Source organism: Methanoregula sp., from assembly GCF_028712425.1.
Taxonomy (GTDB): domain Archaea; phylum Halobacteriota; class Methanomicrobia; order Methanomicrobiales; family Methanospirillaceae; genus Methanoregula.
On record NZ_JAQTQD010000027.1, the window covers coordinates 1 to 13,644 of the forward strand.

16 protein-coding genes are annotated in these 13,644 nt (G+C 55.7%); 11 read left to right on the forward strand and 5 right to left on the reverse strand.

The window, feature by feature from the left end; genetic code table 11:
• The first annotated feature begins 902 nt into the window (after nucleotides 1–902).
• The 3 genes from PHF39_RS12120 (at nucleotide 903) to PHF39_RS12130 (ending at nucleotide 3,967) form a co-directional block, all read left to right on the forward strand.
• The gene (locus tag PHF39_RS12120) at nucleotides 903–1,229 is read left to right on the forward strand and encodes an OsmC family protein (protein ID WP_300224475.1); all 327 of its coding nucleotides are present in this window, start codon (nucleotides 903–905) and stop codon (nucleotides 1,227–1,229) included.
• A 110-nt stretch (nucleotides 1,230–1,339) separates the two neighbouring features.
• Nucleotides 1,340–3,391 (forward strand): M13 family metallopeptidase, encoded by a 2,052-nt coding sequence (locus tag PHF39_RS12125; protein ID WP_300224477.1) that lies wholly within the window; start codon nucleotides 1,340–1,342, stop codon nucleotides 3,389–3,391.
• 195 nt (nucleotides 3,392–3,586) lie between these two features.
• A complete protein-coding gene (locus PHF39_RS12130) occupies nucleotides 3,587–3,967 on the forward strand; it encodes a hypothetical protein (RefSeq protein WP_300224479.1) in 381 nt (126 codons plus the stop codon).
• A gap of 473 nt (nucleotides 3,968–4,440) precedes the next feature.
• Here the strand turns inward: PHF39_RS12130 and PHF39_RS12135 are convergent, their stop codons facing one another.
• Together PHF39_RS12135 and PHF39_RS12140 are read right to left on the reverse strand one after the other, a co-directional pair.
• Nucleotides 4,441–4,749, reverse strand: a complete 309-nt coding sequence (locus tag PHF39_RS12135) for a hypothetical protein (RefSeq protein ID WP_300224480.1) — start codon at nucleotides 4,747–4,749, stop codon at nucleotides 4,441–4,443.
• A 14-nt stretch (nucleotides 4,750–4,763) separates the two neighbouring features.
• Entirely contained in the window at nucleotides 4,764–4,958 is a 195-nt protein-coding gene (locus tag PHF39_RS12140; RefSeq protein WP_300224482.1) for a hypothetical protein, read from the reverse strand.
• Between the two features lie 183 nt (nucleotides 4,959–5,141).
• Between PHF39_RS12140 and ftsA the strand changes: the two genes are divergently transcribed.
• The 4 genes from ftsA (at nucleotide 5,142) to PHF39_RS12160 (ending at nucleotide 8,956) form a co-directional block, all read left to right on the forward strand.
• Nucleotides 5,142–6,494 carry a coenzyme F390 synthetase gene (gene ftsA, locus PHF39_RS12145; protein ID WP_300224484.1) on the forward strand — a complete coding sequence of 451 codons (1,353 nt, stop codon included), beginning with the start codon at nucleotides 5,142–5,144 and terminating at the stop codon, nucleotides 6,492–6,494.
• Between the two features lie 83 nt (nucleotides 6,495–6,577).
• Entirely contained in the window at nucleotides 6,578–7,075 is a 498-nt protein-coding gene (locus PHF39_RS12150; RefSeq protein WP_300224485.1) for a TspO/MBR family protein, read from the forward strand.
• Nucleotides 7,076–7,123: 48 nt separating this feature from the next.
• Nucleotides 7,124–8,032 (forward strand): UV DNA damage repair endonuclease UvsE, encoded by a 909-nt coding sequence (gene uvsE / locus PHF39_RS12155; protein ID WP_300224486.1) that lies wholly within the window; start codon nucleotides 7,124–7,126, stop codon nucleotides 8,030–8,032.
• Between the two features lie 582 nt (nucleotides 8,033–8,614).
• Entirely contained in the window at nucleotides 8,615–8,956 is a 342-nt protein-coding gene (locus PHF39_RS12160) for a hypothetical protein (RefSeq protein ID WP_300224488.1), read from the forward strand.
• Nucleotides 8,957–9,050: 94 nt separating this feature from the next.
• Here the strand turns inward: PHF39_RS12160 and PHF39_RS12165 are convergent, their stop codons facing one another.
• Nucleotides 9,051–9,389, reverse strand: coding sequence for a monovalent cation/H(+) antiporter subunit G (locus tag PHF39_RS12165; RefSeq protein WP_300224489.1), 339 nt, complete (start codon nucleotides 9,387–9,389; stop codon nucleotides 9,051–9,053).
• On the reverse strand, nucleotides 9,386–9,646 hold the full coding sequence (locus tag PHF39_RS12170) for a hypothetical protein (protein ID WP_300224491.1): 261 nt from the start codon (nucleotides 9,644–9,646) through the stop codon (nucleotides 9,386–9,388). The genes PHF39_RS12165 and PHF39_RS12170 overlap by 4 nt, the downstream gene beginning before the upstream one ends.
• A gap of 96 nt (nucleotides 9,647–9,742) precedes the next feature.
• Here PHF39_RS12170 and PHF39_RS12175 point away from each other — a divergent pair, with 96 nt between their 5' ends.
• The 3 genes from PHF39_RS12175 (at nucleotide 9,743) to PHF39_RS12185 (ending at nucleotide 12,656) form a co-directional block, all read left to right on the forward strand.
• Nucleotides 9,743–11,161, forward strand: a complete 1,419-nt coding sequence (locus PHF39_RS12175) for a phosphoadenosine phosphosulfate reductase family protein (protein WP_300224493.1) — start codon at nucleotides 9,743–9,745, stop codon at nucleotides 11,159–11,161.
• On the forward strand, nucleotides 11,139–11,744 hold the full coding sequence (gene hisH, locus PHF39_RS12180; RefSeq protein WP_300224495.1) for an imidazole glycerol phosphate synthase subunit HisH: 606 nt from the start codon (nucleotides 11,139–11,141) through the stop codon (nucleotides 11,742–11,744). Before PHF39_RS12175 ends, hisH begins: the two co-directional genes overlap by 23 nt.
• 78 nt (nucleotides 11,745–11,822) lie before the next feature.
• Nucleotides 11,823–12,656 (forward strand): hypothetical protein, encoded by an 834-nt coding sequence (locus tag PHF39_RS12185; RefSeq protein WP_300224497.1) that lies wholly within the window; start codon nucleotides 11,823–11,825, stop codon nucleotides 12,654–12,656.
• 127 nt (nucleotides 12,657–12,783) lie between these two features.
• On the opposite strand, the gene PHF39_RS12190 is transcribed toward PHF39_RS12185, so the two are convergent.
• Nucleotides 12,784–13,077, reverse strand: a complete 294-nt coding sequence (locus tag PHF39_RS12190; RefSeq protein WP_300224499.1) for a hypothetical protein — start codon at nucleotides 13,075–13,077, stop codon at nucleotides 12,784–12,786.
• Between the two features lie 55 nt (nucleotides 13,078–13,132).
• Between PHF39_RS12190 and PHF39_RS12195 the strand changes: the two genes are divergently transcribed.
• Entirely contained in the window at nucleotides 13,133–13,591 is a 459-nt protein-coding gene (locus PHF39_RS12195) for a hypothetical protein (RefSeq protein WP_300224500.1), read from the forward strand.
• The last annotated feature ends 53 nt before the right edge of the window (nucleotides 13,592–13,644 follow it).

Consider the following 13,644-nt stretch of genomic DNA (forward strand, 5'->3'; position numbering starts at 1 on the left):
GGAGCGGATCTGAAAGCTCGGTTATACCAAATGCAGAGGAAGGAAATCTCTTGCAAGATTATCCTTGCTAACCTTGACAGATTCATTCAATTTATCTTAATTGAGGATTTCTACAGAGCAAAAAATTGTGAGCAGGGTCCGGCAAAAAAATTTCCGGCAGGGGTTGCTCAATGCATCATAGCACGTGCATACCCACAAACTCTCCCTCCGGGTCCGGTCCACGGAAAACCGGCCTGTCGCAGGTGAGCTCCCTTCCGCACCCCTCGTTGTACGATGCCCGGCTGCCGGAAACAAATCTGCCCGTATAGAGCTTATTTTTCGAATCCGAATTCATTTTGAAAAACCGACTTTTGGAGGTTCGCACTTTTTACCGAATTACAGTACACCATTCTGAAAATTCCCATAAATTATCGTTTTTTTGCCCAATGGAGACTGGATTATACGTAAAAAAATGCCAGTATATTCCCTCCCTGTTCATCGATCCTTGTTTTTTCTGGATATGAGCACACAAAACGAACCGGGAGGGGGGTTTAAGCGGGACCGTACTGATGGAGGAGCAATCCTCTTCGTCGGAAATTTCCCGGGAGAGCCACGCGTCCCCCTCACCGGATCCGACGTGATATTCCGTGCCCCTGCTCATCATTCAGCAGACTGCTTTACAATAAAACTGGCACTCATAGTAATTGTATTTCGACGTTGCGTCCAGCCACCAGCAATGAACCTGTTCATGCAAGAACCGGTCCATAAATTATTTTTATCATTTTCCTTGTTGTCGTCAACAGTGAGGACAAATCTGCGTTCGTGGTTTCCCGCACGATTTCTTATACAGCAAGGACAACCGGTATTGCATGAGCACGGAGATCCCCTGGGACGAATCGCGGAAGGAGTAGAAACCGGTTGGCATGGGCGGTCACGGGAATTGTGCAAATCCCCTCCAGTACCTCATCGGATCGCTCGGAGGATGTGTTGGCGTTAAAATCCTCCTTGCCCTTGGCGACCAGGGTATTGTGCCGGAAGAGATGGCCATCGCAATCCACGGGACCCGGAGGAGAACGATGCCCGCGTTCTTCAATCACGTTCACCTGACCGTCACGCTCCGTGCTCGTGGGACGGACGATGTAATGATGAAGAACATTATTGACCAGACACTCACCCGGCTCTGCCCGATCGCGGCGATGTTCGCTGAAGTCGGGGAAGTGACCGCAGAGTGCCGGATCGAAAAGCCCTGATCCGGGCTGGTATCCTCGACTCCTTGTTTTGGAACCGGGTCATTTTTGCTGTATGTGTCCTGCCGCTCCTGGCAACTCTTATTCGTGTTGACTGAGTATGGGTACTCATTGTGAAACGCTTACTCCTGATCCTATTGCTTATTGCCTGCCTCGCTGCTGCCGGGTGCACCATGCCTGCTGGTACCGGGACGGGACAACCGGTGAGCGCAACGCCGGTTCCCCCGCCGTGGTACACGCTGAATGAATCCATTCGGCCGGGTGACGACTTCTATACCCATGTGAACGACGCCTGGAAGCGGGAGCACCCGATTCCTGCCGACAAGACGTATGTCGCGACTTTTAGCCTGCTGCGCGACAAGGCCGACGAAGATCTCCATGCCCTCATGAACCGGGCCGCGAACGCGACCGGGACGGCGACCGACCGGAACAGCGTCCTCATCGGTCAGTTCTACCGCTCGGGAATGGACACACAGGCGATCGATGCCGAAGGGCTCGAAACGCTTTCCGCAGACCTTGCCGCGATCGATGCGATCGGATCCCGGAAGGACCTCTCAAACGTCACCGTCGTCCTGCTGGAGCATGGGGCAACCCCGCTCTATTTCTACCAAGGCGAGGTCAATACACGGAATACTACCGAAGTGATCGCAACGCTCTGGCAGGGCGGGCTCGGCATGCCCGACCGCGACTATTACACGCGGACGGACAATACAAGCGTGGCAACACAGGAGGCGTACCAGGACCATATCAGGAAGGTACTGGTCCTCTCCGGAGAATCCGGAGCACAGGCCGCCGCGGATGCAAAGACGATCTATGCCATGGAGAAGACCCTTGCGCTCGGCCAGTTCACCAATGAGGAGAACCGCGACGCACAGCGGATAACCAATGTCTACACCATTGCGGAACTGAAGGAGCGCTGGCCGTCCATCGGATGGGACCGGCTCACGTCCATTCCGGGTTCCGGGCAGGTGACGAAGGTGAACGTGTACCAGCCGAAGTACCTGGACACCCTGGAGAAGGAGATCTCGACTGCCCCGCTCGCGGACTGGAAACTCTATCTCCGGTACCGGCTGATTGATGAAACCTCTCCGTACCTCGGCGCATCCTTCGAGGAGGAACATTTTGCTTTCTATGACCGGACCCTCAATGGCGTGACCGGGATGCTGCCCCGGTGGAAACGGGTCGTGCACACCGGCGACTCCCAGCTGGGTGACCTCGTGGGAAAACAGTACGTTGCTGAATACGTCGACCCCAGAACCCGCGGGATGGTGACCGGGATGTTCCAGACGATCCGGCAGACGTTCGATTCACGGATCGGGAACCTCACCTGGATGGGCAGCGCCACAAAAGAACGAGCCCGGGAGAAACTCGCTGCCATGCGCCAGAAGATCGCATACCCGGACACATGGATGGATTATGAGGGCCTGGAACTCACCGGCTCCTACAGCGGGAATGTCCGTGCGGCCTCGGCATACAACCTGATCCACGGGCCCTATGGACTCGAACGGATCGGCCGGCCGGTTGACCCGGATGTCTGGTTCATGTCGCCGCAGACCGTGAATGCGTATTACAATCCGTCGACAAACGAGATTGTCTTCCCCGCGGCGATCCTCCAGCCGCCATTCTTTGACCCGGATGCGGTCCCCTCAAAGAACTACGGCGCTCTCGGGGCGGTGGTTGCCCACGAGATGACGCACGGGTTCGATGACCAGGGCCGGCAGTATGACAAGGACGGGAACCTTGCAGACTGGTGGACGGAGGAGGACGCAGCGCAGTTCTCCGGCCGCACTTCCCTTCTCGTGAGAGAATATAACCAGTTCGAGGTCCTTCCCGGCCTCCCCCTCAACGGCAACCTGACCCTGGGGGAGAACATCGCGGACCTCGGGGGCGTAACGATTGCCTACCATGCCTGGAGGAGTGCTGCAGGACCGGCACCTGATCCGGTAAGGAAGCGGGAGTTCTTCTATGCTTATGCCCAGGTCTGGCGGGAGAATGCCCGGGAGGAGGCGGAGCGGAACTGGGTATACACCGACCCGCATTCAGCATCGAAATACCGGGTCAACGGCGTTGTCTTCAACATCCCCGAATTCTATGAAACGTTCCCGGAGGTCCAACCGGGCGATGCCCTGTACCGGAACGAGAGCGAGCGGGCGGTGATCTGGTGATTTTTTTTGCATCTCCCCCGGTATGGAAACACTATAAAATTACGAGGGCTCATCGCCACCTCGCTGGGCGAGGGAACGTACGTAAATTTTGCGAGCAAATACATGTGTATGGCATCACAACTATTTTTCCTGGTGAATTTTTTTTAAAATCAAACAGCAATATCAATTAATTATAAAAATAATTTTAATAGTACTATGCCAAGAGGCAGACGACCGCTCGCCGCCATCGCAGATGCAAAAAAGTTTGCGGAAAAGATGGGCTACCAGTGGCAGGAGAACACGGACCATCCGGAGCTCGGCTACGATCTCTTTTGTTTCAAGCCGGGCAACGCGTTTCTTCTCAGAGTACGGGTTCTCAAGCACCACATTAATCCGGAGGATTTCTATGAAGATCTCCTCAAAGACGAACTTGCCGAAGTCCGCGGACTGCCGTTCCCGAAATGGATGCCCCGCGAGATCTGGCTCCGGACGCAGCACGAGCGGACGTTCCGCCGTCTCCGTATCTACGATGTGGCGGTCGGCGAGATCGGGTTCTGGGAGCCGGACGGGTATGTTAATAAGCATGCCCGCGACTGATACCTGATCCAGGCGGGGTATCCTGTCCTCCGTCGTAACAGGGGGAATCGGGGAGTGTCTCTTCCTCCGGATAGAATCACCGACGGAGAATTTCCGGGCCGGTTTTGTGAAAAAATTCGGCAGTGGAAATGGTGCCAACGCCCGAAAAGAATCACGATACAATCGTGTTTTTTGGCAAAAGGGGGTCATTCTTTCGAATAAAACCGTGCTCTTTATTCGCGTGAGAAATTGCGCAAAAATTTCATGACCTGCCCTTTTTTTGCGGGACCCGGGTGCAGCCGGCGCCCGCTATGGGCGAAATAATTACCCTGTTCCTGGCAACAGAGAAAAAAACGTTTCTGGATCAGAAAATTCAGGATATTTACAGGCAGGACCATACCCTATGGCAAGGACGGACGTTTTAGTGGGGAATACCCCCTACCCAGAACCCAAAACCTCCGTCTTAAGGGGGTGTTCGGGTCTGCCCGTGCTGTTTACCCCTGCTTCCCTGCACGGATCTCATCAATGAACCCAAGCAGACGGGCATGGTAAGCCTCTGCAAGGACAAGAGCCTGTATTGAAGCATTACAGGTGCAGTTCGCGAGGGATAGGGTGCGGAGTTCTTCACTGTGCGGATCGTCCTGCCCGTAGATCCGGTCCACGGCCTGCCAGGTCTTCGAGCACCAGCGGACAAAGTCGTAATAGTCAAGGCCGGCCCCGTCTTTTTTCACCGCGTTCAGTGCCTCGATCCGCTCCTGGAGTTCGAGCACGGCATCTTCCGGTGTAACGTGTATCGTCACCATGCGATCAAAAAAGATCAGGCAGTCCCGAACTTACGTTCAAGCCGCACGATGTAGTAGACAACGGCAAGCATGAAGAAACCGATCGCCATCAGGGCGATTCCCTGGATGTCGTCCCCTGCGGGCGGCATAACAATGACCCAGATGCTGGCAACGATGACACAGAGGGCAAGGATTATCGATCCGTACCTGACAAGGCTGTTTGTTTCCATGGTTGATTCCTGAAATGTACGAATGATATCCGGTCTAATAAAGAGATCCTTTTTCACGCTCACCCCGGACCACCTTTTAGCCTGATGACGGATTTGGGGGGAGAGCCGGTGCACAGATCCCATTTCGCTGAAGCAAATGATTATGATTCCCGGCACGCCTTCACTTTTCATGAGGTGTACACCTTGACCAACCGATTCTTCCGCGAGGAGATCGAGACCCTTCCACGGTCCGATCTCGATGCCCTGATTGATGAGCGGGTGAAGTACACGATCAGCTATGCAAACGAGCACTCGCCGTTCTACCGCACATGGTTCCGCGAGCACCGGATCGATCCGAAGAGTATCCGGGAACACGAAGACCTCAGTGAGCTCCCGATCATCTCGGGCTCGGATGTCCGGGCACACCAGCCGCCGAACCGGCCGGACTATGGCTTCCTCTCCGCAAGCCCGCAGGATATCTACACGATCCACGAGACGAGCGGGACAAGCGGAGTGCCCAAGAGTTTCTTCCTCTGCTGGGAGGAATGGGAGCGGCTGGCCGAGAAATATGCCCGCATCTTCACATCGCAGGGATTCACCCGCGGCGACCGGATGGTGATCTGCGCCTCGTACGGCATGAACGTGGGGGCAAATACGATGACGCTTGCGGCCCGGGATCTCGGGATCACGGTTGTCCCGTACGGCAAGTGCACCTTCCCGCTCCGCGTCATCACGAACTACCGGCCAACCGGGATCGTGGGCAGCGTCTTTAAGCTGATCCGGCTCGCCCGGCAGATGGAGGCCGAGGGCCTGAACCCGAAGGAGTCCGGGGTGACTAAACTGATCGCGGGCGGCGAGGCGTTTGCGGACGAATCGCGGGCATACCTTGCCGAGCTCTGGGGCTGCGATGTGTACAACACGTACGGGAGCACCGAGGGATCGATGTGCGGGGAGTGCACGGCAAAGCAGGGCCTCCATGTTCCCGAAGACCTCGTCCACATGGACCTCTACGACCCGCAGCTGAAGGAATTCGTAAAGGAAGGCGAGTGCGGGCGGATCGTGCTTACGACGCTGCTCCCGGTCGGGGCAAAGTGCGGGATGCTCCTCATCAACTACGACACCGATGACACGACCGTTATCACCAGCCGCGAGAAGTGTGCCTGCGGCCGGACGCACATGCGGATCTACACACCGCAGCGGGAGGCCGAAACGTTCTGGGCCCACGGCACGCCCATGAACCGGGTTGACGTGGAACGCGGGGTGTTCCAGCGCGAGAACATGGAGTATCTCACGGGGGAGTACGAGGCATTCCTGTACGCGGGCGACGATCAGGAAAAGACCCTGCTCCGGGTGAGCGTGGAATGCAAAGACCCCTCCTCCTGCGATCGCGAGGGGGTTAGTGAACGATTTATGCGATCGTTCTATTCATGGAAAAAAGCGCTCCGGCAGAAGCAGGAGGAGAACCTGTTTGGAATCGAGATCAACTTCGTACCGCCCAAGGGCCTCGAACTCTCGCGCCTGCCCGGCCGGCCGAAACGGTTCGTTGACCGAAGGTAGGGGGAAGGCTGCGATGCGCTGCCCGGTCACCCGGATCATGACAGGACCTTAAGGATTAAGTGTGAAAACAAACGAGAATGACCATGGAATTTTCTTCGTACCTGAAAGGACCATCGCTGCTGAGACTCGCAGCTGCAATCCTCTTCTGTGAAATTGCCGGGAGCCTCGGCTCGGTGGTGACCACACCCGCCCCGGGCTCCTGGTACTCAAGCCTGATCAAGCCCTTCTTTGCTCCGCCGGCCTGGGTCTTTGGGCCGGTCTGGGTCACGCTCTTTCTGCTGATGGGCATCGCCCTCTTTCTTGTCTGGGAACTGGGGATTGAGAAGCCGGAAGTCCGGTTTGCGGTGGGTATATTCATGGTCCAGTTTTTCTTGAACGTCATCTGGTCGTTCCTCTTCTTCGGCCTCCGGTCCCCCCTTCTCGGTCTGATTGACATCATCATCCTGTGGTGGCTGATCCTCGCAACCATCGTGGTTTTTTACCGGGTGCGGAAGAGTGCGGCATATTTCCTCATCCCCTATATCGCGTGGGTGAGCATTGCCACGGTGCTGAACGCATCCATCTACCTGATGAATCCCTGAACAACATCCGGCCGGCCCGTGCCGGCCACCCTTCATCACGGTGTCTGAATGCGGATCGGGTATCCCTGTATCAACCGGGGGATCGGGTGCAGCGCCAACAAGACCTTCCGCCTTGCCTCGTACTCAGAACAGCGGCTGGTTGAAACCGTTGCGGGGAACCTTGCGTGCCTGAAAAGAATCCTTGCATGGAACCGTGAAAACAGTATCCTCTTCTTCCGGATCACGTCCGACCTGGTGCCCTTCGCCTCCCACCCGGTCTGCAGGTTTCCCTGGCAGGAGCACTTCCAGAACGAACTCGCGGATATCGGGGAGTTCATCCGGAAGACAGGCACCCGGATCTCGATGCACCCTGACCAGTTCATTCTCCTCAACGCCCCGGACAAGGAAGTGGTTGCCCGGAGCATTGCCGAACTTACCTACCATACTTCCGTGCTGGATGCAATGGGCCTGGATCCTTCTGCAAAGGTCCAGCTCCACGTGGGCGGGGTGTATGGCGACAAGGAAACGGCCCTTGCACGTTTTGTCCGGGTGTACGAACGTCTTGACCCGCGAATCCGCCGGCGTCTTGTGATCGAGAATGACGACCAGCGGTTCACCGCGGCAGACTGCCTGAAAGTCCATGAAGAAACCGGCATCCCGGTCCTATTCGATGTCTTCCACCATACCTGCAACAACGCAGGAGAAGTGATGGAAGAATCCCTGCACCTGACTGGTGAGACATGGAAGAAATCCGATGGGATCCCGATGGTGGACTACAGCTCGCAACACTCCGGCAAACGGCCGGGCAGCCATGCTGAGCATATTGACCCGGCCGATTTTTCCGCGTTTCTTGAACAATCCCATCCCTTTGACCGTGACATCATGCTGGAGATCAAGGATAAGGAGAAGAGCGCCCTCATTGCCTGCGATCTTGCAAGGAATGATCCGCGATTATTCCACCGACAGGACGATCGATAGTATCCTGTTGTCCGGATAACGTGTTCGCAAAAGGCGGACCGTGCTGAACGCATGAGAGTCCGCAGAGGGAAATTCCTGAAAACAAATCCAAAAATAAGGTGTAGTGTTGTGTGCCAAGATTACTTCTTCTTAGCTGCCGCCTTCTTTGCTGGGGCCTTCTTTGCCGGCGTCTTCTTAGCTGCCGCCTTCTTTGCTGCTGCCATGTTGGTATCCACCTCCTACCGGAAAGGGTTATATTTTTTGTTATTTTGTCTATTAATAAATATTTTGGTCGCAATGGCGTTTTTGGGCATAGAAACAGCATAAACCAGCACTTTTACCCAAAAAAAATTGCTCATTTCTCCAAAAAAAGAGCATATCAGAGTAATACATCAGAAATTGCGCAAACCTTTGCACAGGGCTCCGTTTTGCAATCAGCGGGCATATGAACGATTCAGGGGGCCGGGAAACGGCCGGTTTCCCGGGGAGCAACGCGCATTTTATGAGTGTCTGGTGCCGCATTTTTGAATCGGGAGCCGCATGGGGCCCGCAAAAAACAGCCTGGGGGCAACCTTTATTCCGCTCAAGAGCAACGCTACTCCTATGAAGAAACAGTTCATCCTGGGTCTCATCGGGGGAATTTGTGGTATCCTGATCGCCGTGTACGTGATCCTCTCGGCGATGAGCAGCGAGCAGACCCTCTCAGGAGTCCAGACCGCATTGTTTTCCAGCCTCGGCCTTATGGGGGCTGCCATCGCCAACAAGGAGACGCGGTTTGCCGGGTGGATGCTCGTCTTTGCTGCGGTATTTATCACCCTCTCCGTCCCGATCGCCGGGTCATTGAACCTCCTCTTCCTCTATATGCCTGCCGTCATCATCCTTGGTATTGCCGGCGTGCTCTGTTTCCTGGAACCGGAAGAGATCCCGGAAGCAGAACCGGAATAATACGTTTTTCGTGTACAACTCAACATGGAACACCCGTCCGTGTTGTTGAATAAATAAGAAAAAAGGGGAAAACGGCCTGTTTTTTAAAGACTGTTCATTTCTTTGCGTCAAGCGGGAGGATCGTCTCGGCTACCGCATCCTTCACGATCCGCGTCACCACATTTGTGCCGGCACAGAGAACGAGAACGAGAAGAACTGTGTGGGCCAGCAGTGCGAGATAGATATCCAGCCCGGTCTCCCTGTAAGCATTGATGCCATAGAGGAGCACGGAGACGACCACGAGCCCCGCAGCGATCAGGCTTGCCCGCGATGCCGTGAACATCCGGCTCCGGATATCCGGGAAGATCAAAAGCCCGAAGAACCCGAGCACCCCGAACACGAACGCTCCAAAGAGGAGGAGCCAGATCGCGATGTCGAACAGGAATGAGCTCATGCTCTGGCACCCCCGGTGAACCGTACTGCTGCAATGAGGAGGGCAAAGCAGAAGAGCGAGAGGGCGATCGCGATATCGAGGACAAGGAGCGTACCCTGCGAGATGCTGAGCGTGAGACCGGCTGCGGACCCGATCGTTATTGCGACCAGCGCTGCGAGGAACCGGTCGTTCCTGCTCTTTGTGCGGACAATGCGGAAGATTGCCCCCAGCAGGAGGAGGACAAGGCAGGCTGAGGCAAGGAGCCAGGTATCGATCATATCTGCTGTAAAGATGGGAAAGGAGGGTATTTATCGGTACTCCCTTGCCTCCGCCTCGTGGATTTTTATTCCCAAAAGACGTATGATGTGAGAGAAATGCGTCCTTCATATCTTGGCAGGATCCTGCTCCGCTGGTGTGATACCTGCCACACTCCCGTCATGGCAAAGCGCTGCGCCTGCGGTGCCGCAACCCGCGAGGTCCCGGTCACGCCTCCGGGCGATGCACGGCCGGCGTTTCCGGAAGATGTTGCACTTATCAACAGGATCTATTCCGATCATTTCGGTGCCCCGCTTATCCCTGAAGGGCACCTTGCGCTCTTGAACAAGGTTCCCGACCAGGACCGGATGGAAGAGGTGATCGCAGGAGGCGGTGTTGCGGGCATCATCCGGTACTTCCCGGATAAGCGTGCATGGGAGCCGGTTCCCCGGCCCGAGGCATGTAACCTGTTCACGCCAAAAAAACGCGTTGTCGTGGTGAGCGATGACGCGGTCCCGTTCATCCGCGACCAGGGTATGAGCGTGCTCCGGCCCGGCATGGTCTCGATCGACGATTCGGTCAGGGCCGGGGATGAGGTCTTTATCATGACCCGCGACGGGACCTGCATCGGCGTCGGGCGGGCAAAGGTGGACGCGGCAGCGGCCCGGGCCATGGAGAAAGGCTCCATTGTCCGGACGAGACGGAACATTGCCTCGCAGATCGTGCCCGGCAGGGCCGGCTGGGACGATGCTGTGCGGGCCAATGCCCGCGTTCTTGAGGATGCAGAGGCTGAAGCGGTAGCATTCGTCAGGTCCGTTACGGAAAGAAATCCCGGTCTCGTAGCGAACGTCTCCTACTCGGGGGGCAAGGACAGTCTCGCTACCCTGCTTGTAGTGACAAAGGCGATCGGGAAGGTCCCGATGCTCTTTGCCGACACGGGCCTCGAGTTCCCGGAAACCTACGAGAATGTCCGCGAAGTGTCAGAGAAGTATGGCCTTGAAGTGATCCGGACCGATGGCAACAACACATTCTGGGAGACCTTTGCAAAACAGGGCCCCCCGGCAGTCAACGCCCGCTGGTGCTGCCGGGTCTGCAAGCTGACACCCGTGCTGGACCTGGTCCGGGAGAAGTGGGGAGAGTGCCTCTCGTTCATCGGCCAGCGGCGGTACGAGTCGGCGACACGTGCGCAGAGCGACCGGGTCTGGCGGAACCGGAACGTCAAAGTCCAGCTCTCGGCAGCCCCGATCCACAATTGGACTGCCATGCATGTCTGGCTGTACATCTGGCGCGAGCAGGCGCCGTACAATGCCCTGTACGGGCACCGGCTGGACCGGATCGGTTGCTTCATGTGCCCGTCAAGCGATATGGCATTACTGCACATGATCGCCGGGGATTACCCGAACCTCTGGCAGGGCTGGACAGAAAAGCTCAATGAATGGCAGCAGGCACAGGGACTTCCGGCAGCATGGGTCACGGACGGGCGCTGGAGAATAAAAGAAGGCAGGGCCGAGGTCAATGACGCAGATAGCCATTATTGATTACGGTGCCGGCAACCTCCGGAGTGTCATGCGGGGGCTGGAGAAGGCCGGGGCAAATGTCATTGTCACGTGCGATCCGGACGAGATAGCGGCTGCGGACGGTCTCGTCCTGCCGGGCGTCGGGGCATTCCGTGAGGCAATGGAGAAACTCGGCGCCCTGCAGGAGACAGTTGTCTCCTCCTCAAGGGAAGTCCCGCTGCTGGGGATCTGCCTTGGCATGCAGATGCTCCTGGAGACGAGCGAGGAGCACGGGTTCCACAAGGGGCTCGGGCTCATTCCGGGCAACGTGAGGCGGTTCCCGAAGATGGCCGGGTTCAAGGTGCCCCACATGGGCTGGAACACTCTTACGCTGGAGATGCCGGACAATCCGCTCCTTGCCGGGATCCGGCCGGACGAGAGCGTCTACTTCGTCCATTCCTATTACGCGGACACAACTCAGGAGTACACCCTGACAACGACCGAATACATCTGCCCGTTTGCTTCGGCTGTCTTCCGTGGCACGGTCTACGGAGTCCAGTTCCACCCCGAAAAGAGCGGAGTCGCGGGCTTGAAAATGCTTGAGAACTTCACCGGCATGGTCTGAATACGGGCTTTTGGAGCCACCACCTGCATACGGTTCATACAGATAAGCATTTAACGCCACACAAAAGATCCTGTAGGCATGAAAAGGATCCTTCTCATCGCACTCTTTCTTCTGGCAATGGCGGGCCCGGTCTCCGCGTACGGGCTCTATCTGAAGTGCAGTGAAGAGGTCGCGGCGGGGGCCTCCCTCAAGTGCAGCGTAGACAGCGACTTCCCGCCCGGGACAACCTTCAACCTTGTCCTGTACCAGTCCGGATACACCACGACCCAGATCCGGAAACAACCCGTGACGATCCAGTCCGACCAGAGGACGCAGTACGTGATCGTTGATACGACCGGTCTGCCGGGCGGCACGTATAAGGCCGAGATGCAGTATACCGGCTCCGATGAAGCCCGGCTCCGCTCCGACTCAACGACCATGCAGCTGATCAAGGTCATCGACCGGTCGGATGAGATCGAAATTACCTCGCCCGTGACGCAGGACTTGAAGGACGCGCTCCGGATCGAAGGGGAACTCAAAAACGGCGGCAATGATGGGATCCAAATCGAGGTCAATGGCCCTGACGGCCGGATCTACTCGAAACAGTGGATCCAGACAAAGAACAATATCAAGAACGGTGCCGGGATCTTCACCCAGAAAGTTGCGGTAACAAGCGGCGGCGATTACACGGTCGAGTTCTGGGATGCAGACGGGTATATCGGGAGCAAGTCCTTCACCGTCGTTGCTCCGACTGTGGCAACCACCGTGCCGACAACCACGGTGCCTGTGGTGAAAACCACCCGTACGACCGTCACAACCGTGCCGACCCCGTGGCCCACGGCCACACAGTCTCCGCTCTCCCCGCTGACAGCTGCAGCCGGTATCGCGGCGGCTGGCCTTGCTGTGGTGCTCGCTGCACGAAGGGTGCGGTAATAATTGATTCCTTTTTTCAGGCTCAGTAGGTTGCGTATAAACGATTTGGTTCAGACTGGAACGATAACAAAACATACACTTTGAACCTTCTTCCTCTCCATTTGGTATGCAGTACCTCATATTTTTTTTAGAATTTTTTATCTGCACAACAGCGATATAAATGCAAAGCGAATATTTCATTAAATAATACCTCATTTTCCTTTCTGATAATGATGAAGAAATTCACTCCTGTTCTGCCAATTGTCTGCGTTGCCATCCTTCTCGTATGCTCCCTGTTTTCTGCTGGGTGCATATCCATGCCCGCATCTGAAAAAAGCATGACTCCGACTGTCTCAACAACCGTTATTTCTAATACACCTGAATTGCCTTCGTCCCAATCTACAACAACTACTTCAGCGGTAGCTACTGCTAATGTCCCCACGATCACTGTGAGTCTTCCCAGTGATATTACGATAACCTACCCGAGCGACTGGGAAATGGAAGAACCCGGTGTCATCTCATTACGGGAGTATGGGCGGACAACGACAAATATCGCAAATTTTTTCTCACCTGATATTACCTGGGAACGTGCCCATGGGATCCCCAATCACGACACCTCTCGGTACACAACATTCAGTATCGATGTGGATTCCCAGACCTATTCTGATGAAGACCGGTATTTTAATCTTGCAACGGTTGCTATTCAGGACTCCTTGGGTAGTATAGAGATCACCCGGCATGAACAACTACCACTATTTCGGGGGATTTCCGGGTATAAGACGTACGCTCTTGAGTTCAATACGGCAGATAAAAAGTGGCATTACCGGTTTGTGAATGTGGACGGGAGATTCGTCATCATCACCGTCAAAAATCCTCTCCCCTATTCAACTGAAGTAGATGATATGCTCGCCTCTGTCAAGATCACACCAGATATTACAAATAATAAGAGCCGTTGAAATGGTCCAACTTTTTTTTAAGAATTATGTTCGCTTTTTAAAAGGAAGAGGAA